General features: G+C 63.1%; 22 protein-coding genes. All 22 read right to left on the reverse strand.

All coding sequences use genetic code 11. From position 1 onward, the window contains the following. Window positions 1-106: 106 nt before the first annotated feature. Window positions 107-403, reverse strand: coding sequence for an AzlD family protein (locus NKI18_RS27115; protein ID WP_352619509.1), 297 nt, complete (start codon window positions 401-403; stop codon window positions 107-109). Beyond that, window positions 400-1128, reverse strand: a complete 729-nt coding sequence (locus tag NKI18_RS27120) for an AzlC family ABC transporter permease (RefSeq protein WP_352619508.1) — start codon at window positions 1126-1128, stop codon at window positions 400-402. Before NKI18_RS27120 ends, NKI18_RS27115 begins: the two co-directional genes overlap by 4 nt. Before the next feature lie 98 nt (window positions 1129-1226). Beyond that, a complete protein-coding gene (locus tag NKI18_RS27125) occupies window positions 1227-1739 on the reverse strand; it encodes a hypothetical protein (RefSeq protein ID WP_352619507.1) in 513 nt (170 codons plus the stop codon). Between the two features lie 105 nt (window positions 1740-1844). After that, window positions 1845-2537 (reverse strand): DUF2461 domain-containing protein, encoded by a 693-nt coding sequence (locus tag NKI18_RS27130; protein WP_352619506.1) that lies wholly within the window; start codon window positions 2535-2537, stop codon window positions 1845-1847. Further along, on the reverse strand, window positions 2537-4744 hold the full coding sequence (gene ligA / locus NKI18_RS27135; RefSeq protein ID WP_352619505.1) for an NAD-dependent DNA ligase LigA: 2208 nt from the start codon (window positions 4742-4744) through the stop codon (window positions 2537-2539). Before ligA ends, NKI18_RS27130 begins: the two co-directional genes overlap by 1 nt. Window positions 4745-4884: 140 nt before the next feature. Then, entirely contained in the window at window positions 4885-6558 is a 1674-nt protein-coding gene (recN, locus tag NKI18_RS27140; protein WP_352619504.1) for a DNA repair protein RecN, read from the reverse strand. A gap of 13 nt (window positions 6559-6571) precedes the next feature. Beyond that, window positions 6572-7441, reverse strand: a complete 870-nt coding sequence (locus NKI18_RS27145) for an outer membrane protein assembly factor BamD (RefSeq protein ID WP_352456160.1) — start codon at window positions 7439-7441, stop codon at window positions 6572-6574. Between the two features lie 204 nt (window positions 7442-7645). Further along, window positions 7646-8593, reverse strand: a complete 948-nt coding sequence (gene lpxC / locus NKI18_RS27150) for a UDP-3-O-acyl-N-acetylglucosamine deacetylase (protein WP_254818982.1) — start codon at window positions 8591-8593, stop codon at window positions 7646-7648. Window positions 8594-8872: 279 nt separating this feature from the next. Beyond that, on the reverse strand, window positions 8873-10543 hold the full coding sequence (ftsZ, locus tag NKI18_RS27155; protein ID WP_352619503.1) for a cell division protein FtsZ: 1671 nt from the start codon (window positions 10541-10543) through the stop codon (window positions 8873-8875). 68 nt (window positions 10544-10611) lie between these two features. Beyond that, window positions 10612-11919: a cell division protein FtsA gene (gene ftsA, locus NKI18_RS27160; RefSeq protein ID WP_023676759.1), complete on the reverse strand. Its 1308-nt coding sequence runs from the start codon at window positions 11917-11919 to the stop codon at window positions 10612-10614. Then, window positions 11916-12857: a cell division protein FtsQ/DivIB gene (locus tag NKI18_RS27165; RefSeq protein WP_352456163.1), complete on the reverse strand. Its 942-nt coding sequence runs from the start codon at window positions 12855-12857 to the stop codon at window positions 11916-11918. The genes ftsA and NKI18_RS27165 overlap by 4 nt, the downstream gene beginning before the upstream one ends. Next, window positions 12845-13771, reverse strand: a complete 927-nt coding sequence (locus NKI18_RS27170) for a D-alanine--D-alanine ligase (RefSeq protein ID WP_352619502.1) — start codon at window positions 13769-13771, stop codon at window positions 12845-12847. The genes NKI18_RS27165 and NKI18_RS27170 overlap by 13 nt, the downstream gene beginning before the upstream one ends. 314 nt (window positions 13772-14085) lie before the next feature. Then, a complete protein-coding gene (gene murB, locus NKI18_RS27175) occupies window positions 14086-15051 on the reverse strand; it encodes a UDP-N-acetylmuramate dehydrogenase (protein WP_352619501.1) in 966 nt (321 codons plus the stop codon). Continuing rightward, window positions 15048-16454, reverse strand: a complete 1407-nt coding sequence (gene murC / locus NKI18_RS27180; RefSeq protein ID WP_352619500.1) for a UDP-N-acetylmuramate--L-alanine ligase — start codon at window positions 16452-16454, stop codon at window positions 15048-15050. The genes murB and murC overlap by 4 nt, the downstream gene beginning before the upstream one ends. Continuing rightward, window positions 16451-17578 carry an undecaprenyldiphospho-muramoylpentapeptide beta-N-acetylglucosaminyltransferase gene (gene murG, locus NKI18_RS27185; protein WP_023676764.1) on the reverse strand — a complete coding sequence of 376 codons (1128 nt, stop codon included), beginning with the start codon at window positions 17576-17578 and terminating at the stop codon, window positions 16451-16453. Before murG ends, murC begins: the two co-directional genes overlap by 4 nt. Window position 17579: 1 nt before the next feature. Further along, window positions 17580-18731 (reverse strand): putative lipid II flippase FtsW, encoded by a 1152-nt coding sequence (gene ftsW, locus NKI18_RS27190; protein WP_352619499.1) that lies wholly within the window; start codon window positions 18729-18731, stop codon window positions 17580-17582. After that, a complete protein-coding gene (gene murD / locus NKI18_RS27195) occupies window positions 18731-20131 on the reverse strand; it encodes a UDP-N-acetylmuramoyl-L-alanine--D-glutamate ligase (RefSeq protein WP_352570481.1) in 1401 nt (466 codons plus the stop codon). Before murD ends, ftsW begins: the two co-directional genes overlap by 1 nt. An 8-nt stretch (window positions 20132-20139) precedes the next feature. Beyond that, window positions 20140-21222, reverse strand: coding sequence for a phospho-N-acetylmuramoyl-pentapeptide-transferase (mraY, locus tag NKI18_RS27200; RefSeq protein ID WP_023676767.1), 1083 nt, complete (start codon window positions 21220-21222; stop codon window positions 20140-20142). Between the two features lie 24 nt (window positions 21223-21246). After that, window positions 21247-22680, reverse strand: coding sequence for a UDP-N-acetylmuramoylalanyl-D-glutamyl-2,6-diaminopimelate--D-alanyl-D-alanine ligase (locus NKI18_RS27205; protein WP_353021204.1), 1434 nt, complete (start codon window positions 22678-22680; stop codon window positions 21247-21249). Continuing rightward, a complete protein-coding gene (locus NKI18_RS27210; RefSeq protein ID WP_023676769.1) occupies window positions 22677-24131 on the reverse strand; it encodes a UDP-N-acetylmuramoyl-L-alanyl-D-glutamate--2,6-diaminopimelate ligase in 1455 nt (484 codons plus the stop codon). Before NKI18_RS27210 ends, NKI18_RS27205 begins: the two co-directional genes overlap by 4 nt. Window positions 24132-24185: 54 nt before the next feature. Next, entirely contained in the window at window positions 24186-25931 is a 1746-nt protein-coding gene (locus NKI18_RS27215) for a peptidoglycan D,D-transpeptidase FtsI family protein (RefSeq protein WP_352619497.1), read from the reverse strand. Beyond that, on the reverse strand, window positions 25928-26305 hold the full coding sequence (ftsL, locus tag NKI18_RS27220) for a cell division protein FtsL (RefSeq protein ID WP_352619496.1): 378 nt from the start codon (window positions 26303-26305) through the stop codon (window positions 25928-25930). Before ftsL ends, NKI18_RS27215 begins: the two co-directional genes overlap by 4 nt. Window positions 26306-26307 lie beyond the last annotated feature (2 nt).

Here is a 26307-nt window from a genome sequence, read left to right on the forward strand (position 1 = left end):
ACCAGGAGAGAGCGGAGGCGATCCGGCTGAGCCTGTCGCGGGTCGGCGCGGCAATAGTCGCTGCGGTAAAGCGCATGTGTGCTCTCGCCGCCAAGGCAAAAGTCGATCACCCGACGAACTGCCTGGCTAGAATCAGCACGGCAGCACCCGCCAGGAACATCGCCATCAGGCCGCCGCGCAGTGAGACCAAGCCGGCAATGATCAAGGCTGCCCATTCCGCCGGCCCGGCGCTGAGCGCCGCCGGCGCCACCAGCGTGGTCAGCACCGCCGCCGGCACGGCGCTGAGCCCGGCTTCGACGCGCGGGTGGATTTGATCGAAACGCGAGATCACCAGATGACCGCCGATGCGGGTCAGATAGGTCGCGATCGAAGCGGCGATGATGATCCACAAGGTCGTGCTCATGGCCGTGCTTCCACGCCGCTGTGGCGGGGCGGCAGGATGACGGCGAGCAGCACGCCGGCCAGCGCACCTATGGAGACATGCCAGGGCGAGCCGACCGTTTTGTAGGCAATGATGGAGGCGGCAGCGCTGGCGACGACCACCGGCAGCCACAGCGGCCGCTTGCGGAAGCTCATGACCAGGCCGAGAAAATAGATCGGCAGCAGGAAATCGATGCCCAATGCATGGGTGTCGGGAATAAGCTTGCCGAACATCGCGCCGAGCGCGCTTTCGATGATCCAGAACACATAGACCGGCAGCCCAAGCCCCACATACCAGGTGAACCCGACGGTTTCGCCGGCCTCAGCCTTGCGCTCGGCCACCGCGAACTGCGGATCGGTAAGCACGAAGTAGCCTATCGCCTGCTGGATCAGCGGCCAATGCGCGATGCGTCGGCCGATGCCAGCCGAATAGAGCACATGGCGAAAATTCACCGCGAAGATCGACAGCACGATCAGCCACGGCGCGACATGCTGGCCGAACAGCTCGATGCCCACCATCTGGCTGGCGCCGCCGAACACCGTTGCGCTCATCAGGAACGCTTCGAGTACGGAAAACCCGTTGTCGACTGCGAGCGCCCCGAACAGCAACGCAAACGGCGCCGACGCCACCACGACGGGTATGCTGAGCCGCACGCCGTCCCAGAAATCGCTTTTCGCTCCGTTTTCGGAGATTGCTTCCGCCGACATCGACCGCTCCTCGGGAAGCGCCTATGTAGGGAGGGCGGCGCGGCTTGTCACACCAATTCGCTTGAGGCAAACGATCAGCAAATTTCGATGATGTCCAACTAAAACCTGAGCTCCACAAACGACGCCTCAAATCCGGACCACTCTAAAACTTTTTGAATATATCTTTTCAGTTGATTCCTAGAAATGTTTGTATCGAACCACCAATCCCCATTTAATCTCTCAGCACTTTTTTCAACTAATTCGGGGTTACCCGGATATATCTCAACGTTTTTCTTTGCAACGACCCTGCGTCCACGTGGAGTCCGGTACGTTGATATTCTCTCAATTGCGCCCTTCTTTGTCTTTTCCATCGCCAAAATGACCGCCTTCAAAACCTCCTTCAGACTATGGCGGACCATTCGCTCGCCATTCACGACAAACTCATACTCCCCTCCCCTCCGCCCATGTCGAACGCGACCTGACTCAAGCTCCATCTGAACCATTTGGCTCACGTTTCCATTGCTGCCAATCCCAAAGACACGCTTCACAATGTCCAGTTGGGTTTCGGACATATTCAGCCGATGGGCTTCAATCGCCTTATGCAAATGCAGATCAATCGGGAGCGTGGTCATAGGCATCACCTCATAAGACACATTCTCTCTTATAAGAGAGCAGAGTAGCACCTGGCTGTCAAGGCAGACGCGGACGCTGCAAGTAGATCAGTTGCCCTGAGGGAATCACGTTTCCGCAACCTTGCCTTCGATTGCCCTGCCCCAGTCGAGCAGCGGTTTTGCCCGCATGACGAAATCGACGAGTTCGTCGACCAATCCAGCTCCGTAGATATCCGCCGGCTCGATTGCGTGCCGGACGGCAAAATGCCGGTTGCGGATCGCGGCGGCGAGATCGGGCTCGGCGATATGCTCGAAGCCGCGCGGCGTGCGCTTCATGCAGCCGTCCGGGTCGAACTCGAGGCCGTTCTTCTTCAGCGCCGCAACGAGGCTGCGGAATTCAGCGGGCCGCTTCTCGATCGCGTTGCGCAGCGCCAGCAATAGCTCCGGTCCGGGCTGCCACCAGGCAATGGCGGCAAAGCAGCGCTCGAGCCCGATATGGACGTAAAACACGCCCTGTTCCATCTTGGTGCCGTCGGGCGAAAGGATCGCCGACAAATGCCGGTTATAAGGCCGTTTGTCCTTGGCGAAACGCACATCGCGGTTAATTCGGAACAGCGACTTCTTGCGGTCGCCGCGCAGGCCGACCCCCGCGGCCGTGAAGCGCTCGGAGAGCGTCTCGACCAGATCGCCGAAGGGATCGCGCAGGTCGCGTTCGAAAAGGTCGCGGTTTTCCAAAAACCACTCCCGGCTCTGATGAAAATCCAGCGCCTTGAGGAAGGGAATGGCCTTTTGCCCAAAACCGTTGAACGCAGCCGCCATCACCCGCCCTTGCCAATCCGCTGCAGCCAGGTGTCCTCGTCGATCACCTCGATGCCGAATTTGGTCGCATCCTTCAGCTTGGAACCGGCGCCTGGCCCTGCCACCAGAAGATCGGTCTTCGCGGAAACCGAGCCGGCGACCTTCGCGCCGAGACGTTCGGCCATCGCCTTGGCCTCCGGGCGCGTCATCTTTTCCAGCGTGCCTGTAAACACGATTGTCTTGCCGGCGACCGCACTATCGGCTGAGACGTTCACAATGTACGGCTTCGGGTGGACCTGTGTGAGCAGCGCTTCAAGTACGGCGTCGTTGCGTTCATTGCCGAAGAAATCGCGAAGCGCGCCTATCACCGTATCGCCGATGCCGTTGATCGAAGGAAAAACGGTGTGTGGATCGGCTGCCGCTGCTGTCTCCTTGCCAATGCGGATCAACTCCTCGATCGTCGAGAAGGTTCGGGCGAGCACAGCGGCCGTCGTTTCGCCGATATGGCGGATGCCCAGCGCAAAGATGAAGCGATCGAGTTCGGGTTCGCGGCGGGCGTCGATGGCAGCGAAGAGCTTGTCGAGGCCGTCATAGTTGCGTTCCTCGACGCTCCGTACATTCTTGCGCGTTTTGCCCGATGCGGCCTCGCGCTGCCTGGCCTGCTCCTCCCGTCGCTCCGCCAGCGCCTTGGTGACGGCGGGACGGCGGTCCCGGAGGGTGAAGATATCGGCGGCAGTCTTGACCAACCCGGCATTGAAGAACAGGTCTATGTTTTCAGCGCCCAGGCCTTCGATATCCATGGCGCCGCGCGACACAAAGTGGCGTAATCCTTCCACGGCCTGCGCAGGGCAGATCAGTTCGCCGGTGCAACGTCGGCGGGAATCTTCCTTGCCGGTCTTCTCGTTGATCTCGCGCGTTGCCGGCGAGCCGCAGATCGGACATTTGTGCGGGAATTCGTAGGGCACGGCATCTGGCGGACGCTTGTCGACGACGACGCTGACGATCTGCGGAATGACGTCCCCCGCCCGCTGGATGACCACCGTGTCGCCGATACGTATGTCGTTGCCGTCGCGGATCGGCTGGCCGTTGCTGTCCAGACCCTTGATGTAATCTTCGTTGTGAAGCGTGACATTTTCGACCACGACGCCGCCGACCGTGACGGGCGCAAGCCGGGCAACGGGCGCCAGCGTACCGGTACGGCCGACCTGAATGTCGATCCTGAGCACGGTCGTCATCGCCTGTTCGGCCGGAAATTTGTGTGCGATGGCCCAGCGTGGTTCGCCGGTGACGAAGCCCCATCTGCGCTGCAACTCCAATTGATCGACCTTGTAGACGACGCCGTCGATGTCGTAGCCGAGCGATGAGCGTTGGGCCTCGATAAGGTGATAATGCGCGATCAGTTCCTCGACCGACTTTGCCCGGACCATCAGCGGACTGACCTTGAACCCCCACTCCGCGAATTTTTGCACGGAATCGTATTGGGTCGGAGCTGGATCCTTTGAAGTATAGCCCCAGGCGTAGGCAAAGAATTTGAGGTTGCGGCTGGCGGTAACGGACGGGTCCTTCTGGCGCAGCGATCCAGCCGCCGTGTTACGCGGATTGACGTAATCCTGGCCACCTATCGCCGCCGAACGCTGCTTCAGCGCCTCGAATTCCGCGTAGGTCATATAGACCTCACCGCGTATTTCGATGACCTCGGGCCAGTCCGATCCCTTCAAGGTCTTGGGAATATCGGCGATGGTCTTGAGATTGGCGGTGATATCCTCGCCGACGACGCCGTCGCCGCGCGTTGCTCCCTGCACGAACACACCGCCTTCATATCGCAGGGAAGCCGATAGCCCGTCGATCTTCGGCTCCGCCGTGAAGGCGATGTTCAGATCCTTGTCGCGGTCAAAGAATCGCCGGCCCCGTTCTATGAAGTCCGCGACGTCCTGGTCGGTATAGGCCTTGGCAAGGCTGAGCATCGGCACCGCGTGGCGCACCTTGGCAAAACCTTCCGCCGGCGGCGCGCCGACCCTGCGTGAGGGCGAATCCTCGCGCACAAGATGCGGGAACCGCTGCTCGATGGCGAGGTTGCGCCGCGTCAGCGCGTCATATTCCGCATCCGTGATTATCGGCGCGTCCTCGCCGTGGTAGCGCCGGTCGTGCTCGGCTATCTCCTGCGCCAACCGCTTCAACTCGCTTGCCGCCTCGCTTTCGCTGAGCGAATCGACTGGTTTTTCGTCCATGCACGGCTCCCTTCACGGTGGCGCGACACAATAGAACAGGATTCTCTCGTGAGGGAGAGACCAGACACGGAAAATCATGCCTGAACAGCAGGATGGAGCCATACCCTGACTCAGGTCGCGAGCGCCGGAAACGAACTTGTCTAGGCTGCCGCGGTGTTCTCCCGCAGCAGCCGCTCGGCCGCCGCACGCGCCTCGTCGGTGATGGTGGCGCCGGCGAGCATGCGTGCGATCTCTTCCTGCCGCGCCGCCCGGTCCATCTCGGCGATGCCGGTCGAGACCCGGTCGGCCCCGCCCGATTTGGAGATCAGGAAATGCGTCGCCGCGCGCGCCGCCACTTGCGGTGCATGCGTGACCGACAGCACCTGCACGCGTTTTGCCAGCCGCGCCAGCCGCTGGCCGATGGCGTCGGCAACCGCGCCGCCGACGCCGGTGTCAATTTCGTCGAAGACCAAAGTCGGCGCCGACCCGCGATCAGCCAGCGCGACCTTGAGCGCCAGCAGGAAACGCGAAAGCTCGCCGCCGGAAGCGACCTTCATCATCGGGCCGGGCCTGGTGCCGGGATTAGTCCGCACCCAAAACTCGACCTGGTCGATGCCTTCTTCCATGCGGCTCTCGGCATCGCTTGCGATCTCGACGATGAACTCGGCCCGTTCGAGCTTCAGCGCCGGCAGTTCGGCCATCACCGCCTTGCTCAGCCCGACAGCTGCCGCATGGCGAAGCGACGACAGCTGGGCCGCTGTAATGTCATAGGCCTGGCGCGCCGCCGCAGCCTGTTTCTCCAGCGCGTGCAGGCGCTCCTCGCCGGCGTCGAGATCGGCAAGGTCGGCAGCCATGGTGTCACGCAATTGCGCCAGGTCATCGACGGCGACGCTGTGCTTGCGCGAGGCGGCACGCAGCGAAAACAGCCGCTCCTCAGCCTTCTCCAGCCGCTGCGGATCATATTCGGTGGCGCGAAGTGCTGCTTCGACGCCCGACTGCGCCGCGTCGAGCGACAGCATCGCCTCGTCGAGCGACTTGACGACATCCTCGAGCAGCCCGGGCGCTTCGGTGACCTTGCGCTGCAGCCGCCTGAGCAGGCTGGCCAGTTGCGGCAAGGGCGAGGACGGACCCGAGAGCACATCCTGAGCATCGTGGATTTCCGAGGCGATCTTTTCCGCTCGCATCATCGCGGCGCGCAGTTCGGCCAGCTCCGTCTCTTCGCCAGGTTGCGGATCGAGCCTGGTCAATTCGGCGACCGCTGCACGCAGATAATCGGCCTCACGGGAAGCTGCCTCGACTTTGGCCCGGTGCCGTGAAAATTCCTGCTCGCAGGTACGCCAATGCCGCCACGCCTCGCCGGTTGCCCGAGCAGCGCCGAGATGGCCACCGAAACTGTCGAGCAACTCGCGATGGGCGCCGGGATCGACCAAAGCGCGCTCGTCATGCTGGCCGTGGATCTCGACCAGCGCACGGCCGATGTCGCGCATCAGCGTCACGCTGGACGGCTGGTCGTTGACGAAAACGCGCGTGCGGCCGTCAGCCGTCTGGACGCGGCGCAGGATGATGTCGCCGTCGTCCTCGATGGCATTCTCGGCAAGCAGCATGCGAGCCGCGTGGTTGCGCGGCACGTCGAACACGGCGATGATCTGGCCTTGTGCCGCGCCATGCCGCACCAGCGAAGCGTCGCCGCGGGCGCCAAGCGCCAGTGACAAAGCGTCGAGCAGGATAGATTTTCCGGCGCCGGTTTCGCCGGTAAGGACCGAAAGGCCGGACGAGAAGTCGATGTCCAGCTTCTCGATCAGAACGATATCGCGGATCGACAGTCTGGAGAGCATGGTGACGCGCCGCTCAGGCGCCGGTGATCAGCTTCCCGGCCTTGGAGATCCACGATCCGGCATTCTCGCGCGGCTCGAGCCCACCACTCTGCAGGAGCTTGTAGGAGTCCTTGTACCACTGGCTGTCGGGATAGTTGGTGCCGAGCACGGCCGCAGCGGTCTGCGCTTCCGACGTCAACCCCATCGCATAGTAGCTCTCGGTAAGACGCGCCAGCGCCTCTTCGACATGGCGTGTGTTGGAATAGTTCTCCACCACGTTGCGGAACCGTTTGACGGCCGCGATGTATTCGCGGCGCTCGAGATAATAGCGGCCGATCTGCATCTCTTTGCCGGCGAGCTGATCGTTGGCGAAGCGGATCTTCTCCTTGGCGTCGTCGGCATATTCGGACGTGGGCCAGCGCGTCACGAGGTCCTGCATCGTCTGCACGGTAAGACGCGCTTCCTTCTGGTCCTGGGTGACGTCCTTGATCTGACGGTAGTAGCTCAGCCCGATAATGTACTGGGCATAGGCTGCATCGTCGGTCGACGGATAAAGGGTCAGGTAGCGCTTGGCCGAACCGATCGCCTCGTCGTAATTGCCTTGACGGTAGTCGGCAAAGGCGCCCATCACCATCGATTTGCGGGCGAATTCCGAATACGGATGCTGGCGGTCGACCGCATCGAATTTGCGGCTTGCTTCCTGCAGGCGCCCGGCATTCAGATTGGCGAGACCCTGATTATAGAGCACGTCGGCCGGCTCGGTCTGATCGACATAGGTCGATAGATCGACGTCCTTCTCGGACGACATGCAGGCCGACAGAAACAGCGATGGAACGACCACCGAAAGCGCCAGGAAAACAGCCCGCCGCGGCGCCTTCGATTGACCAACTCGCTTGAAAAACATGATTGGATTCCGCCCTTTCGGCGTCATTTCAGTCGACGGCAGCAGCCATAAACCATAACCGCCTTGCCCGGCAACGCTATCCCCGGCCAATCGCACATTTTTGTGGCGGTTTGGCGCCACCTGGAAAGCTGTGCGATTTGGCCGGCCAGTGATGCATCCATGCAACACCGCTGATCGCGATAAGAACCGCAAAAACGTTAAGAATCAGATCATCCAGGGCGCATAGAGGGGTGCGTTGACGGCGCTCATCTCGGCGGTACGCCCGCGCTCGCGGCGCGTCGTCTCAACGATCTCGAAAGCCGAACGGTCGGACAAGAGACGGCGCAGCGCAGCTGCGTTCAGCCTGTGGCCGCCACGATAGGAGCGGAAGCAGCCGATGAACCGGGCACCGGCGAGCGCCAGGTCGCCCATCGCATCCATCGTCTTGTGGCGCGCGAACTCGTTGGGATAGCGCAGGCCTCCCATGTTGATCACGCGGTTGTCGTCGCCGATCACCAGGGAGTTTTCCAAAGACGAGCCGAGCGCATAGCCGGCCGCCCACAGCCGCTCGACGTCCTTCATGAAACCGAAAGTGCGGGCCCGCGCGACGTCGCGGCGGAAAATGTCGGCGTTCATGTCGGATGCAAAAAGCTGGCGCCCGATCGCCGGGCTTTCGAAATCGATCTCGATCTCGAAGCGCGTGCCGTCATAGGGCCTGAACTCCGCCCAGCAGGCGCCGTTCTCGATGCGAACCGGCTTGACCACCCTGATGTAGCGACGCTTGACCGGCAGCGTTTCGATGCCTGCCTGGTCAATGGCCTCGACGAACATCACTGCGCTGCCGTCGAGGATAGGCACCTCATGGCCGTCGATTTCGATGACGAGATTGTCGATTCCAAGCCCGAAAAGCGTCGCCATCAGATGCTCGACCGTGGCAATGTGCTCGCCTTGCGGATCGCCAAGCATGGTGCAGAGATCGGTGGCGCCGACCTCGGAGACGAGCGCGCGAAATTCGTGGCTTCCGCTTGCATTCGAAAGCTGGAAGACCACACCCGTATCGGCATCCGCCGGCAGGAAATGGACGGTGACCGGATTGCCACTGTGAACGCCGATGCCAGTCAGCGTCGCGCGCGATTTAAGTGTCGTCTGATAGTCGTGCAAAACAATCCCCATAGCCCATGCTGCCTAGGTCCGCTTCATCTGCCCTGAGGGCGCGGCTCTTGATTGATCGGCAGGCAGGGCCACTTCCCCGAGACTCCCAGCAAACCGACTTTGGTCGGTGGCGAAGATAATGGTCCCGCAGGGAGACTCCAAATCACGGTTTCTTACTCTTTGTAACTGCGGTCCCGAGAGAGAACGCCTCATAAGTCCTTGTTCTGAAATCGTTTTTAACGTTAACGGGCGAACAGTCTCCTGCTCGCCTGTTAACAACTGTTACGAACCGTTAACAGATCAATTGGCCTGTCGGCGCAGAAAGGCGGGAATCTCCAACTGATCGTCTTCCTGGACAGCCCGGCTCTGCGGCGTCAGGCGGCCCTGCTCGTCCAGCTGGCCGCGGCGCGGCGCGTAAAGCTGCGGATCCTGGCTGGCTAGGCGGCGCACTTCGGCCGGCGCCTGGCGCAGTTTCGGTTCGCGCGGCTGCGCCGGCTGCAGCCGTGCAGGCTCCTCTTCGCGGCGGGTCAGACCGTTGGTCAGGCGCTTGAGCAACCCCATCGGGCCGCTGTTCTCGTGGTCGGCCGGGCGGATCTTGGCTTCCACTTCGGCCTTCACCTGCGGCGGGAAATCCTCGACCCGCGGCATGCGCTGGGGCGCTGCGGCAACCGGGTGCGGCATTTCACGATGCGGAGCCGGTTGCATCGCTTGCTGAACCACTGGCTGCATCATCGGCTGCGGCTGAGCCGGAGGCGCCTGGAAGATCTTGCTCTGCGGACGGAAGTCTTCCGCATGCGCGACCGGTGCCGGGCGGGCCTGCGCCATCGCTGCCGCATTCGCCTCGGCGAGCTGAATGGCCTCGGCGACCGGATCGGCAGCACGTGGTTCATAGATCGGCTGCTGGACAGGCGCCGGGCGCATTTCCGTGACCTGAGCCGCCGGGCGGCTGACCGGCTTCGGCGGAGCCGCGCGGATGGCGATCGGCGCGGCAGCGATTTCGGCCGCCGATTTGTCGATGCCGGTGGCGACCACCGACACGCGGATAACGCCTTCGAGTTCCTCGTCGAAGGTGGCGCCCAGAATGATGTTGGCGTCCTGGTCGACCTCTTCGCGAATGCGGGTTGCCGCCTCATCGACTTCGAACAGGGTCAGGTCGCGGCCGCCGGTGATCGAGATCAGCAGACCCTTGGCGCCCTTCATCGAGGTCTCGTCGAGCAGCGGGTTGGCGATGGCGGCTTCCGCCGCGGCCATTGCACGGCCCTCGCCCGAAGCCTCGCCAGTCCCCATCATCGCCTTGCCCATTTCGCGCATGACCGAGCGGACGTCGGCGAAGTCGAGATTGATCAGGCCTTCCTTGACCATCAGGTCGGTGATGCAGGCAACGCCCGAATAGAGCACCTGGTCGGCCATGGCGAAGGCATCGGCGAAGGTGGTCTTGTCATTGGCCAGCCGGAACAGGTTCTGGTTGGGAATGACGATCAGGGTATCGACGCATTTCTGCAGTTCCTCGATACCCATGTCGGCCGTCTTCATGCGGCGCTGGCCTTCGAAGTGGAACGGCTTGGTGACGACGCCGACGGTGAGGATACCCTTTTCGCGGGCAGCGCGGGCAACGACGGGAGCCGCCCCGGTGCCGGTGCCGCCGCCCATGCCGGCAGTGACGAAGCACATATGCGTGTTGGAGAGATGATCGATGATCTCGTCGATGCATTCCTCCGCCGCCGCGCGCCCGACTTCAGGCTGCGATCCGGCGCCGAGACCCTCGGTGACATGCGCGCCGAGCTGGATCAGCCGCTCGGCCTTCGACATCGTCAGTGCCTGCGCGTCGGTGTTGGCCACCACGAACTCGACGCCGCGCAAGCCGGCGGTGATCATGTTGTTGACGGCATTGCCGCCGCCGCCGCCGACACCGAACACGGTGATGCGCGGCTTGAGCTCGGTGATGTCCGGCTTCTGCAGATTGATGGTCATTGTCTTCGTCCTTTGCCTTTCCCGCCGCTTCGCCGCCGCGGCCGCCTATGGGGCTGTCCCCGTCAAGATTAAAAACTGTCTCTCAACCACTGACTCATTCGATGCAGTTTTCCGCCTGTTCCGGTCATCCGAAGACCGGAAATTCCCTTCGCCGGCCGGCTCTCGAAGCTCGCCATCTGTGGATAGATCAGAAGCCCGACGGGCGTCGAAAAGGCCGGCCCCTTGGCCGCCTCGGGCAGGCCTGCCACGCCAAGCGGGCGTCCGATGCGCACATTGCGGCCGAGAATGCGGCGTGCTGCTTCTGGCAGGCCGGCAAGCTGGCTGGCGCCGCCGGTCAGCACCACACGCTTGCCGACGGCATTGCCGTAGCCGGACTTGTTCAGCCGGTCGCGCAGCAATTCCAGCGTCTCGTCGATGCGGGCGCGGATGATGCGCGTCATCACCGAGCGCGGGATCTGCAACGGCACCTCGCCGTCCTCGCCGATCGGATGGATGGAAACCAGGTCGCGGTCGTCGGCACTGCCAGGCAGCGCCGAGCCATGCATCACTTTCAGCCTTTCGGCGGCATCGAGCGAGGTCGACAGGCCCTTGGCCATGTCCAGCGTGACGTGGTTGCCGCCGATCGCGATGGCATCGCCATGGACGAACTTGCCTTCCGAAAACACCGAGATCGTCGTCGTGCCGCCGCCCATGTCGATGCAGGCCGCGCCCATTTCGAGCTCGTCGTCGACCAGCGCAGCAAGCCCACTGGCATAGGGCGTCGCCACCATGCGTTCGACCGACAGATGCGAGCGGTTGATGCAGAGCTCCAGATTGCGCAAGGGCGCTGCGTCGCCTGTCAGCACGTGCATGTCGACGCCAAGCTGGTCGCCAACCATGCCGCGCGGATCGCGCACACCGCGCTCGGCATCCAGCGAAAAGGCTACGGGAAGCGAATGGATCACCTCGCGCTCGGCCCGCAACGCCTGCTTGGCGCCGGCGGCAAGTACGCGCTTGATGTCGGCCTCGTCGGCCTCATGGCCGCCGAGATTGATGGTGGCCGAAAAAGCCTCGCTCTTCAGCCGGCCGGCAGTCATGTTGACGATCAGCGAATCGACCGTCAGTCCCGCCATGCGTTCGGCGGCGTCGACGGCAAGACGGATGGCGTGCTCGGCACGGTCAAGATCGATGACGACGCCCGATTTCACGCCTTGCGATTTCTGGTGGCCGATGCCGATCACCTGGACGCGATGCGAGCGTCCGCGCAGCAGCTTGCCATCGTCGCGCGGCTTGAGTTTGGCCACCACGCAGCAGACCTTGCTGGAGCCGACATCCAGCACCGTCAGGATGCCGGACCGGCGCGACGAGGCATCGCTATTGCCGCCAAGCCAGCTCATATCTTCGTCTCCGGCTTGCGCTTCAGCATCTTGGGCTTTTCGTCGAGCGCGGCTTGGCGCTGTGTCGCCGCTTCCGGCGTCAACTGGACGACCAGACGATCGGAAAGGCGCATGTCGACGGCGGCGATGTCGCGCGTCAAAAGCCCGTTCTCGTGATCCATCCTGACTAGGTCGGCAATCGCCTGATCCTCACCGTCTTCGGGAAGCTTGATCGTGATGCCGTTTTCAAGCTTGAGATCCCAGCGCCGTTCGCCGATGCGGATATAGCCCTTGATCCGCGCGGCGAGCTCCGGATAATTCTTGATCTTGGCTAGGAAATCCGGCGCTTTGGCCGGTGCGCCGGTGCCGATGATCAGCGGCAGCAATATCTGCTTGCCGCCGGAGAACGGCGCAATGACGGTGCCGGATTTCTCGATGACCGAAAGCGCGCTGCCTTGCTGCCACAGCGCGAACGGCTCGCGCTCCTCGACGCGCACTTCCAGCGTATGCGGGTAGACCTTGCGCACTGCCGCGGCTTCGACCCAGGGTAGCGTGGTGATGCGTTCGCGCGCGGCTTCGGCATCGAAGCCGATCAGCGAGGTCCAGCCGTCGAGTTCCAGCCTGTCGAGAATATCGATCTCGGACGTTTCGCGGTTGCCGACGACCTTGACCTGGTCGACGGCAAAGCCGGTGCGGGCGGTAACACTCTGGACGATGGCGTCGGAATATCCGCCGAGATAGGCGCCATAGGCACTGCTCGAAACAAGCAGTGCCGCCGACAGCATGGCAGCGCAATAGGGCGGCGCTTCGAAGTCGCCCTCGCCGAGGCGCGCCAGCACGCGCACCGGCCGGCGGAGCAGGCGTGGCAGCACGAAATGGTCGAACGACAACGGCATGCCGAACAGCGCCGGCCCGGCCGCGCCCTTCCCCTTGCCCTGTCCCCACTTCAACGCAGACACGAAGCGTCCTCCACCATCCAACTCAACAAATCGCCGAACGAGTGTCCCGCTTGCGCGGCGATTTCCGGCACCAAAGACGTCGGCGTCATGCCCGGCTGGGTGTTGACCTCGAGCCAGACAATTTCGCCGTTTTCGGAGTGACGATCGTCATAACGGAAGTCCGACCGGGAAACGCCCCGACAGCCGATAGCTTGGTGAGCCTTGAGCGTCAGTGTCTGTATTTTTTGGTAAATATTCGGTGAAAGTTTTGCCGGGCATTCGTGTTTTGATCCTCCCGCGACGTATTTTGAATCATAGTCGTAGAAGGAATGGCCGGTCGGGATGATCTCGCAGACACCGAGCGCCACATCGCCCATCACCGCGCACGTCAATTCCCGCCCGTGCACATAACGCTCGACCATCACCGCGTCGCCATATCTCCACTCGGACGAGCCGATGATCTGCGGCGGATGCGACTGGCCTTCATGCACAATGACGACGCCGAAGCTCGATCCTTCGTTGACCGGCTTGACTACATAGGGCGGCTTCATCGGGTGCTTGTTCTGGATGGCGAAGCGATTGGCCACCTTCGATTCCGCCACCGGAACGCCGGCCGCCTTCGCGACCTTCTTGGCCTGTTCCTTGTTCATCGCAAGCGCCGAGGCAAGCACGCCGGAATGGGTGTACGGAATGGCGAGGTACTCGAGGATGCCCTGGATGGTGCCGTCCTCGCCGAAGGGGCCGTGCAGCGCATTGAAAACGACGTCAGGCTTGAGCTCGGCAAGCACCGAGCCGATGTCACGCGAGACGTCGACGCGGGTGACCTGGTAGCCCTCCCCCTCCAGCGTATCGGCGCAGGCTTTGCCCGACGACAGGGATACGGGCCGCTCGGACGAGAATCCCCCCAGAAGGACGGCCACGTGCTTGCTTGTCATTCCCCGTCATTTCCTCTCACAGCAGGCCTGCACCATCGTGCATGCCCCGAAAAGCATCGCGCGCACTCAAATGCGCCCGAGCAACTTCGCTCCCGTGTTTCCGCAACATTGAGTCCGAGTCTCCCGGCAGGTTGCCCCCCAGACGGAAACGCGAGTAACGCGTCGAAACGACTCAAATCAGGAAACGCTTCAGGGCAGAGAATCAGAGAGTTGATTCGCTGGCAAGTGCTTACGATTCCGATGGATTCACTTTCCGCAAAAACGGCAGCAAAATGTGAATTCATGACTCCGAAAGGCAACGGCGGTCAGCTTGCCTAAAGCAACTGCCCGAGAAATTCCTGGACGGCATGGCCCGGCCGAAAATTACCGATGCGCTTGATCTCCCACTGCAGCCGGATGCCTGATCTTTCGAGCACGCGCGCACGCACCGTCTCACCGAGATATTCAAGCTCGTAGCCCGTGGCGGTTCCGGTGTTGATCATGAAGTTGCAATGCATCGGCGACATCTGCGCCCCACCAACCATCAGGCCGCGGCAGCCGGCCTTGTCGATCTCCTTCCAGGCCGAGGTGCCCTCGGGATTCTTGAAGGTAGAGCCACCGGTCTTTTCGCGGATCGGCTGCACGGTCTCGCGATGGTTCTGGACAGCATCCATCGCGGCCTTGATCGCCGCCTTGTCCTCAGGAATGCCTTCGAGCAGCGCCGACGTGAAGATCAGCCCGGACGGCGCCGCTGAATGGCGATAGGCATAGCCCATGTCGGCATTGCTCAGCGTATGAACATTGCCCTTGCGGTCGAGTGCCCGCACCTCGACCAGGCGCTCGCGCGTCTCGACGCCATTGGCGCCGGCGTTCATCCTCAGCGCTCCGCCAATGACGCCGGGAATGCCGTGGTAGAAATGAAAGCCACCGATGCCGGCCTCGTAGGCAACGGCCGCAAGGCGCTTGTCGGGTGTCGCGGCGCCCGCCTTGATCGTGGTCGGCGCAATCACTTCGGTCTCGCCAAAGCCTTTGGCCGAAAGCCGGATGACAAAGCCCGCAATGCCGCCGTCACGGACAAGCAGGTTCGAGCCAACGCCGACGATGGTCAGCGGAATTTCCTCCGGCACCGCCTTCAGGAACGTGGCAAGATCGTCCTCGTCGGCCGGCTGGAACAATGCGTCCGCGAGCCCGCCGGCTCGAAACCAGGTGATCTTGTCCATCTCGGCATTGGGCGTGATGCGGCCGCGCAGTCCGGCAAGCCGGTCGCCAAGCTTCTCGATCAACGCCTGGCCGCGCATCATGAGATGGTCCCGCCGAGTTCCTTGGGCAGCGCATAGGCCCATTGGGTGATGTTGCCGGCGCCGAGGAAGACGACGAAATCGCCCGGCTTCGCCACCTCGCGCACGATCGGCGCAATCGCCGCCGGACCTTCGATGTAGCGTGCGTCGCGATGGCCGCCGGAGCGGATGCGCGACACCAGTGCGTCGGACGTGACGCCGTCGATCGGTTCCTCGCCGGCTGCATAGACGGGCGCCACCATTACCGTATCGGCGTCGTTGAAGCAGACGGAAAACTCGTCGAACAGATCGCGCAGCCGGGTGAAGCGATGCGGTTGGGTAACGGCGATGATGCGACCCTTGGTAGCGCTGCGCGCAGCCTTCAGTACCGCCGTGATCTCGACCGGATGATGACCGTAATCGTCGAACACATCGACACCGTTCCACGAACCGGTATGGGTGAAGCGCCGCTTGACGCCCGCGAAAGACGACAGGCCCTTCTTGATTGCCTCAGCCGAAAGGCCGAGCTCATGCGCGACGGCAATCGCCGCCGTCGCATTGGAGACATTGTGGCGCCCGGGCATGGGCAGCCGCAGGCCTGATATCGTTATCTGGCCGTGCGTCTTGCGGTCGCGGATCACCACGTCGAATTCCGAGGTCGGGCCGTCCATGCGGTGATTGGTGAAGCGCACGTCGGCCTGCGCATTTTCGCCATAGGTGATGACGCGCCGGTCCTCGATGCGGGCGACCAGCGCCTGCACCTCGGGATGGTCGGTGCACATCACACCAAAGCCGTAGAACGGCACATTCTCGACGAACTGACGAAACGCTTCGCGCACTTTGTCGAAGGAGCCGTAATGGTCGAGGTGCTCGGGGTCGATATTGGTGACGACGGCAATCTCGGCCGGCAGCTTGAGGAAGGTGCCGTCGCTCTCGTCGGCCTCGACCACCATCCATTCGCCGTCTCCCATGCGGGCATTGGTGCCATAGGCATTGATGATGCCGCCATTGATTACCGTCGGGTCGAGCCCGCCGGCTTCGAGTAGCGTCGCCACCATCGAAGTCGTCGTCGTCTTGCCATGCGTGCCGCCGATCGCCACCGCTTGGCGGAAACGCATCAGCTCTGCCAGCATCTCCGCGCGGCGGACAATGGGAAGCAATTTTTCCCGCGCGGCCTTCAGTTCCGGATTGGATTTCTTGATTGCGGTGGAGACGACGACCACTTCGGCCTCGCCGAGGTTCTCGGCCTGATGGCCGACGAAGCATTCGATGCCCTTGTCGCGCAGCCGCTGCACATTGGCGCTTTCGGCCTGGTCGGACCCTTGTACCTTGTAGCCGAGATTGTGCAGCACCTCGGCGATGCCGCTCATGCCGATGCCGCCAATGCCGATGAAATGCACGAGGCCGATCGTCTGCGGCATCTTCATGCGTGCGTCTCCTTCCTGAATTCCGAAACGGTTTTCCTGGACGCAATAGCCTCTGTCAGATCGGCGAGCAACCGCGCGGCATCCGGTTTTCCGGACGATTTCGCCGCCGCGGCCATTGTCGCCGCCTTGCCTGGATCATCCATCAGCCCGCCGACAAGCACGGCGATCCGCTCCGCCGAAAGCGTGGATTGCGGATGCACCTCGGCGCCGCCCGCTGCCGCAAGGGCCGCCGCATTCGCCGCCTGGTCGTGGTCGAGCGCGTGCGGATAAGGCACCAGCAGCGCCGGCCGGCCGATCACCGCGATTTCCGATACGGTCGATGCGCCGGAGCGCGACATCACCAGATGCGCCGCCGCCAGCCGCGCCGCCATGTCGGTGAAGAAGGGCGACACCTCGGCCTCGATGTCAAGCGTGGCATAGGCCGCTTTCACCCGCGGCACATCGTCGGCGCGCGCCTGCTGGGTGATCGCCAGCCGCCTGCGCTGTGCATCGGAAAGCCGGGCGATCGCCGCCGGCACCGCATCGGAAAAGAACTGCGCGCCTTGGCTGCCGCCAAACACCAGAAATCGGAACGGCTCTTCACCGGCCGATGCGGCATAAGGCGTCTTCGCCGCTTCCAGCACTTGCGGCCTGACCGGATTGCCGGTGGTCACCGTCTTGACGCCTGTAGCACTTGTGTCTTCCGGTAGGAAACCACCGGCAATAGCGTCGACGCGGCCGGCGAGCGCCCGGTTGGCACGGCCCATCACCGCGTTCTGCTCGTGGATCAGCGTCGGCACCTTGCGCCGGGTCGCGGCATAGAGCGGCGGCAGCGTCGGATAGCCGCCGAAGCCGACCACGATGGCGGGCTTGACGCTGGCGATGACGGCCGATGCCTGCCGCACCCCGCGCCAGATTTTCCAAAATGCGGCGAGCACGGCAAAAGGATTTTTCGACCCCATCGTCGCCGACTGGATCGGATGGATGGCGGCCGCCGGGAACTGCCCGGCAAAGCGCTCGGCGCGTTCGTCCGTCGCCAGGTGCACCGCCCAGCCGCGCCCGGTCAGTTCGTGCGCCAGTGCCTCGGCCGGGAACAGATGTCCGCCCGTTCCGCCCGCCGCCAGAAGGATGACCCCCTTGGCCATCTCACTCCGCCGGCATCGCACGCGGCGACGGCATGAAGCCCAGCTGCTTGCGCTTTTCCGGGCGCTTGCGCGTCAGCGCCAGCACCATGCCCATCGAGATGGCGATCGCGATCTGCGAGGAACCGCCGTAGGAAATGAACGGCAGCGTCATGCCCTTGGCGGGCATCAGCTGCAGATTGACGGCCATGTTGATGACCGACTGCAGGCCGAAGACCGTGACCAGGCCGCCAACCGCATAGCGTGTGAAATCGTCCTGCTCCTTGAGTGCCGTGTTGAGGCCGCGCAGCACGATGAACCCGAAGATGGACATGATGAAGAAGCACATGATCAGCCCGAATTCCTCGCCGGCGACCGAGAAGACGAAGTCGGCATGGCTGTCGGGGATGACCCGTTTGACGGTGCCCTCGCCCGGCCCGACGCCGAACCAGCCGCCATTGATCAGCGCCTCGCGGCCCATGTCGACCTGGAACGTGTCGCCCTCGCCGGTCATGAAGCGGTCGATACGGCCGGCAACGTGCGGGAACACTGCATAGGCGGCGAACACGCCGCCGACGCCTGCAGCACCCAGCGCGACGATCCACAGCCACGGCAATCCGGCCATGAAGAACATCACCCCCCAGGTGCCGAGCACCAGCATGGTCTGCCCAAGGTCAGGCTGCGCCACCAGCAGCGAGATGACCAGTGCAAGCAGCAACATGGCGAACAAATTGCCCGGAATGTCGGGCTGGCGCTTGTGCTCGGCGAACAACCAGGCGCAGATGATGACGAAGGCCGGTTTCAGGAACTCGGACGGCTGGATCGACAGGCCGGCTAGCGACACCCAGCGCCGCGCGCCCTTCACCTCGACGCCGATATAGAGCACCGCCACCATCAGAAACAGCATGATGCACAACATGACCAGCGCCACGCGCCGGATCTGCCTGGATTCAAGGAACGAGACGGCCAGCATTACCCCAAGCGCCGGAATGGTGAAGATAATCTGGCGTGTCGCGAAGTGGAAACTGTCGAGCCCGATGCGCTCGGCCACCGCCGGGCTTGCGGCGAAGGACAAAACGATGCCGAGCCCCATCAGCGACAGGAACGCCGCCAGGAACCAGCGATCGATCGTCCACCACCAGGTCGCCACAGGGCTTTTGTCGAGACGGCTTTGCATTATCGTGTCCCTCCGATGGGCTTCACGCCATCAATGGCGGTTGCGGCTTGCCTGAACGCCTCGCCGCGGACTTCGAAATTCTTGAACTGGTCGAAACTGGCGCAGGCCGGCGACAGCAGCACCACTGCCTCGCCGCTACTATCCCTGGCCGCATCGCGGGCGGCGTGTTCGACTGCCGCCGCCAACGTGCCTGATATCTCGTAGGGCACCGCTTCGCCCAGCGTCGCCGAAAAGGCCGGTGCGGCTTCGCCGATCAGATAGGCCTTGGCGATGCGCGGGAAGAAGCCGCGTAACGGCTCGATGCCGCCCTCTTTCGGCAGGCCGCCGGCAATCCAGTAGATACGCGCAAAGCTCGACAGCGCCGGTGCAGCGGCATCGGCATTGGTCGCCTTGGAATCGTTGACGAACAGCACATGCCCTTTGCGGCCGACCTGCTCCATGCGGTGCGCCAGCCCAGGGAAACTCTCCAGTCCGGATTGGATCTCGCCGAGCTCGAGCCCGACCTTGAGGCAGGCGGCGGCGGCGGCCAGCGCGTTCTGCGCATTGTGCTGGCCGCGCAACGAGCCGATGCCTTCGAGGAAGGCGACACGGCTGTAGCGGCCGTGCACGGCTTCCATTAAGTTGGTGCCGTCAGCGAAATAACCGTCGGTCAGCGGCAGGCGCTTGGAGATGCGGATGACCTGCCGGCCGGCCCGCTCCAGCCGATCGGCGATCTGGGCGCACCAGGAATCGTCGACACCGATGATTGCCGTCTCGCTGCCGGCCACCAGCCGCTCCTTGATCGAGGCGTAGTGTTGCATCGTGCCATGGCGGTCGAGATGGTCCGGCGTCAGGTTGAGCAGCACACCGGCCGTCGGATTGATCGAAGGGGCAAGATCGATCTGGTAGGAAGAGCACTCAACCACATAGTGCCGTTCAGGCTGCGGCGGATCGAGCGTCATCACCGCGCGGCCGATATTGCCGCCCATCTGCGTGTCGCGCCCAGCCGATTTTAGGATGTGCGCCGTCAGTGCCGTGGTCGTCGACTTGCCGTTGGTGCCGGTAATGGCAATGAAAGGTGCTGCCGGTGCCAGCAGCATCCGCTCGCGGCAGAAAAGCTCGATGTCGCCGATGATCTCCACGCCTGAGCCCCGCGCCAGCTCGACGGTCCAGTGCGGCTTGGGATGCGTCAGCGGCACGCCGGGCGACAGCACGAAGGCGGAAAACCTCGCCCAGTCCGCACCGCGCAGGTCCGCTGTCGTGATGCCGACCGCGCCGGCCTTGGCGACGCTATCGGGATTGTCGTCCCAGGCCAGCACATCCGCGCCGCCCTCGATCAGCGCGCGCGCCGTGGCAATCCCCGAGCCACCGAGCCCGAAGAGCGAAACGCGCTTGCCTGAAAAGGATGCGGCGGGGATCAAGCGGCCTCCTATCTGAGCTTCAGGGTCGACAGGCCGACCAGCGCCAGGATGACGGCGATGATCCAGAAGCGGATCACCACCTGGCTTTCGGTCCAGCCGAGCTTTTCGAAATGATGGTGGATCGGCGCCATCAGGAAGACGCGCTTGCCGGTCATCTTGAAGTAGCCGACCTGGATGATGACCGAGAATATCTCGACGACGAACAGGCCGCCGACGATGACCAGCACGATCTCGTGCTTGGTCGCCACCGCGACCGTGCCGATCAGCCCACCCAGCGCCAGCGAGCCGGTGTCGCCCATGAAGATCGCCGCCGGCGGCGCATTGAACCAGAGGAAACCGAGACCGGCGCCGATCACCGCTCCAAGGACCACCGCAAGTTCACCGGTGCCGGGCACGAAATGGATCTGCAGATATTCGGCGAACACCGCGTTGCCGGAGAGATAGGCGATGACGCCGAAGGATGCGGCTGCGATCATGATCGGCACGATCGCCAGCCCGTCGAGACCGTCGGTCAGGTTCACCGCATTGCCGGCGCCGACGATGACGAAGCACGAGAACGGGATGAAGAACCAGCCGAGATTGACGAGAAACTCCTTGGCGAAAGGGAATGTCAACGATGACGAGAACGGCGCCTGGCCGTTATGCATGATCACCCAGGCGGCGATGCCGGCGATGACGAATTCGAGCCCCAGCCGCGCCTTGCCGGAAAAGCCGAGATGCGATTGCTTGGTTACTTTGAGATAATCGTCGTAAAAGCCGATCGAGCCGAATCCCAGCGTCACCAGCAGGACCACCCAGACGTAGATGCTCGACAGGTTCGCCCACAGCAGCGACGAACCGACGATGCCGGACAGGATCATCAGTCCGCCCATTGTCGGCGTTCCCGCCTTCTTGAAATGCGTCTGCGGCCCGTCGGCACGGATCGGCTGGCCCTTGCCTTGCCGCAGCCGCAGCGAATTGATGATGGTCGGTCCGAAAATGAACACGATCAGTGCCGCTGTGATCAGCGCTCCGCCGGTGCGGAAGGTTATGTAGCGGAAGACGTTGAAGACCGAGATCTTGTCCGCAAATTCGACGAGCAGTGTTAGCATGCGCTTGCGTCCCCCGGACCGATCCTAGGTCTGTCTGCTGGTTGTGGCTTCCGCCGGAAACTTGCCGAGCAACGCCTCGACCAGCTTTGAAAAGCCTATGCCCTTCGACGATTTGATCATGACCACGTCACCGGGCTTCAATTCCGATAGAAGAACCGGTTTCAGATCTTCCGCACCGGCGCGGTATTCCGTCTTGATCTCGCCGGGCAAAACGTCGGCCAGCGCCCGCATTTCCGGACCGCCGAGAAAGACCGTGCGCGTGTCGGTGCCGACGATCAGACCGGCAAGCGCGGCATGCAATTTCGCCGAATGGCTGCCGAGCTCGAGCATATCACCGAGCACGGCAATGCGCCTGCCCTCGCCCGACACCGGCGTCGTGTTGAGCAGTGCCATTGCAGCGCTCATCGACGCCGGATTGGCGTTGTAGCTCTCGTCGATCAGCGTGATCGGCCCGTTGGGGTGACGCAACACATAGCGCTTGCCGCGTCCGCGTTCGGGCGAAAGATCGGCCAGCGCCTGCGCAACTCTGGTGACGTCGGCGCCGACCAGATGCGCGGCACCAAGCACCGCGAGCACGTTCTGCACCATATGGCGGCCCGGCGCGCCGATCCTGGCGACAATCTCGTGCCCGCCAATCTTGGCGGTGATGACCGAGTGATCGGCATTGAGCTCGCATTTGATCAGTTTGAAGGTCGCCCGGGCATTCTCGCCGAACCCGTAGACATGCTCGACGCCGGCCTCTTTGGCCATCTTCTCCAGCAGCTTCCAGCGCGCATCGTCGCGGTTGAGAAGGGCGGCGCCACCGGGCTCCAGTCCCTCGAAAACCTCTGCCTTGGCCTTGGCGATCTCGTCCAGGTTGCGGAAGAAGCCGAGGTGAGCCGCCGCGATCAACGTGACGATGGCGACATGCGGCCGGACCATCTTGACCAGAGGCCGGATCTCGTCCGGATGGTTCATGCCGATCTCGAAGACGGCATAGTCGCAATCCTGCGGCATGCGCGCCAGCGTCAGCGGCACGCCCCAGTGATTGTTGAACGACTGGGCCGATGCATGCACCGTACCGACCGCGGAGAGAGCGTGGCGTAGCGCTTCCTTGGTGGTGGTCTTGCCCGCCGACCCGGTCACGGCAATCACCCTGGCCCTTGAGCGCGCGCGCGCGGCAACGCCGAGCTTTTCCAGAGCGACAAGCACGTCCTCCACGACGATCATCGGTGCCGTCAGCCGCCCCAGCGACGGCAGCTTGCCCTCGGCGACGACCAGCACGCCGGCGCCCGCCTTGATGGCGGCGGTGACGAAATCATGGCCGTCCATCGCCTCGCCCTTGATGGCGAAGAAGGCGTCTCCCGGCTGCAGGCTGCGGCTGTCGATGGAAATGCCGGCGATGCCTTCAGGCATCGGACCGAGCGGCCGGCCATCCATGGCGGCAACCAGCGCCTCGGAGGTCCACAGATAGCTCACGCCGCTTGCTCCCGCAGCGCCGAGCGAACTTCCTCATGATCGGAAAAATGCAGCGTCTCGGTGCCGATGGTCTGGCCTTCCTCATGGCCCTTGCCGGCGACGATCAGCGTGTCGCCGGCATGTAGCATCCCGACCGCCTCGTGAATGGCCTTGCGCCGGTCGCCGATCTCGATCGCGCCAGGTGCCGCCGCGAGGATTGCGGCGCGGATCGTCTCGGGGACTTCCGAGCGGGGATTGTCGTCGGTGACGATGACGATGTCGGCCAGCCTTGTGGCGATTTCGCCCATGATCGGCCGTTTGCCCCGGTCGCGGTCGCCGCCGCAGCCGAATACGACGATGACGCGGCCGGTGGTAAAGGGGCGCACCGAAGCCAGCACGTTTTCCAGCGCATCCGGCTTATGAGCGTAGTCGACATAGACGGGCGCGCCGTTGGCCGCCGTCCCGACAAGGTCGAGCCGTCCCGGCGCGCCCTTCAATTTCTCCAGCGCCATCAACGCCTTGGCAACAGATGTTCCAGTCGAAATGGCGAGGCCGGCCGACACCAGCGCATTTGCAATCTGGAAGTCGCCGGCCAGCGGCAAGTCGACTTCATGGAGAACGCCGTCCGCTTCGACCTCGGCGCGCTGGCGGTGGCGCTCGTGCTCGACCCGCTTCAGCCGCAGGAAATCGCCGTGGCGGCCGACCGTCAGCACATTCAGTCCCCCTGCCCGCGCCGCCTTGATCGTCGGCTCCGACCACGGGTCGTCGGCAAAGATGACCGCCGGCGCGCCCTTCGGCAGCAGCGCGTCGAACAGACGCAATTTGGCGCGATGATAGTCCTCGACCGTCGGATGATAGTCCATATGGTCGCGGCCGAGATTGGTGAAGCCGCCGGCCGCAAGCTTGACGCCGTCGAGCCGGCGCTGGTCGAGGCCATGGCTGGACGCTTCCATCGAGGCATGGGTGACGCCGGCCTCCGCCAGCTCCTTGAGCAGCCTGTGCAGTGCCACCGGATCCGGCGTGGTCAGCGAGCCATATTCGTTGCGGCCCGGCGCCACCACGCCGGTCGTGCCGATCGAGGCGGCGGCGAAACCCGCCTGCTCCCATATCTGCCGGGTGAATGCGGCGACCGAGGTCTTGCCGCTGGTTCCGGTCACCGCGACCATGGTTTGCGGTTGCATGCCGAAAAAACGGGCAGCACTCAGCGCCAGCGCAAGGCGCGGATCGTCTACGACAAGAACCGGAACTGGCAGCCCGGCGACGGCACTGCCCTTGCCGACCACGATCGCTGCGGCGCCGCGGCTCGCGGCATCGGCTGCGTAGGCTGCGCCATCCGCCTTGGAGCCGGTGAGCGCGAAAAAGACGACGCCCCGTGTTACCTGGCGGGAATCCGACGAAATCCCTGTAACCTCCATGTCGAAGGAAGCTGTCCCCTCGACAGGCAGGATACCGGCTAGATTTTTCAGCTTCATCGAACCTCGTTCATCGCAACAAAATAGCGCGCAGTTGCCGGCGCGCCCCAAGAATCACTGATAGGAAACCAGCGTTGCACCATTTTCATGGCTGAAATCTGGCTTCACGCCAAGCATGGAAGCCGCACGTCGGATGATGTTTGCAGCCATGATGCCCGCGTTCGAGGCGGCCGTAGCACCCATGCCGGGCTTTTCCGGCTTCGGTTCGTCGGCGATCGTAAGCACTATGTATTGCGGATCGTCCATCGGGAAAGCCGCAACGAAGGCGTTGAAATTCTTTTCCTTCGAGTAACGGCCGTTGACAACCTTCTCCGCCGTTCCCGTCTTGCCGCCCACCCGGTATCCTGGCACCCGTGCATTGCGGCCGGATCCCTTTTCGGCATTGAGTGCATAGAGATAGCGCATGCCCTCGACCGTCTTGTCGCTGACCACTTTCTTGGCCACCGCCATCGCCTGCTCCTGCGTGCGCGGCAGGAAGGTCGGGTCCATCAGATAGCCGCCATTCATCAGCGCGGCGCAGCCGACCGCTGTCTGCAGCGGCGTCGTCGACACACCGTGGCCGAAGGCGATGGTGATCGAATTGACCTGCTTCCAGACCTTGGGCTCGGTCGGCCGAGCGACTTCCGGCAGTTCGGTCTGCATCTTCTCGAGGATTCCCAGGCGATGCAGGAATTCGCGGTGTCCGTCGATGCCAACCGCTTCGGCTTCCTTGGCAGAGCCGATATTGGAGGAGTAGATGAACACTTCCGGCACCGACAGTACCCGGCCCTTGCCATGGAAATCATGGATGGTTTGATGGCCGATCCTGATCGGGCGCGATGCGTCGAAACGGCTTTGCAGCGTTATCTTGCCGGAATCGAGCGCCATGGCGGTGGTGAAGCTCTTGAAGGTCGACCCCATTTCGTAGAGGCCGGCCGACATGCGGTTGAGCCGGTCCTTGTCCTGCGCGTTATAGGGGTTGTTCGGATCGAAATCCGGAACCGACGCCATCGCCAGCACCTCGCCGGTCTTGACGTTGAGCACAACGGCGCCCGCCGCGATCGCGTGGTACTTTTCCATGCCGGTGGCGACCTCGTCGCGCACGATATGCTGGACGCGCAGGTCGATCGAGAGCTGCACCGGCTTCAAATCCTTGGCCACCGCCAGACCCGACGCCTGAAGGTCGCTCAAGCCTTGTTCGTCGATGTATTTCTCCATGCCGGAGATGCCCTGATTGTCGATGTTGGTGAGGCCGACAATGTAGGACGAGGTTTCGCCGGCCGGATAGAACCGGCGCTTTTCGGTGCGAAAGCCGAATCCGGGGATGCCGAGTTGCATGATGTCGGCCTGCTGCTTCGGCGTCAGTTGCCGCTGCAGCCAGACGAAGCCGGCGCCGCTCTTCAGCTTGTTATATGTCTGCTCGTAGTCGATCTCGGGAAGCACCGTCGACAGCTTTTCGATCGCCTCGTCGGCATCGACGATGCGGCGCGGTTCGGCAAACAGCGACGCGGTCTTGATGTCGGTCGCCAGCACTTCGCCGTTACGGTCGACGATGTCGGGTCGCGATGCCGTCACCCGGCTCTGCGGCCCGCCCGACAGGTCGGGATTCTGGAAACCCAGATAGACCAGCCGCCCGGCAATGGTCGAATAGATGCCGAAGAACACCGCCATCGTCATGACGATGCGGGTCCTGCCCTTGCCACCGGTCACCTTGCGGGCACCTTCGACCACGATCGATCCGCCCGCGCTGGGATTCGAACCGCGCTTCAGCAGCCTGCCAATCTTTGGAAATCTGGCGGCGATTGGAAATCCGGTGATCATTGGACGATGCCTCCGGTCACCACGGGATCCTTGCCGCCCATATCGGCCATGCCGCCCAGCCGCTGCGATGAAAGGTCCTCGATGTTGACGGGTTTCGCCGGCAGATCGTCCAGCCCGACGATCTGCCGCGCATTGACCGGCTCGAGTCCGAGTTGCGATTTGTAGATTTCGGTGAGTTTCTGCAGGCGCGACGGCTGGGTAAGCAGGCTCCAGTCCGCCTTGAGCAGGTCGATCGTGTCCTCCTCATAACGGATCTGCGCCTGGATCTTGTGCACTGCCGCCAGTTGCTCCTCGGCCTCGCGCTTGGTCTTGTAGGTCAGGGCAGCCGCCGAAACCATGACGGCGATCAGGACTATGTCGCTGGTACGAAACACGT

It is taken from the genome of Mesorhizobium sp. M0800 (assembly GCF_040320095.1).
Lineage (GTDB): Bacteria > Pseudomonadota > Alphaproteobacteria > Rhizobiales > Rhizobiaceae > Mesorhizobium.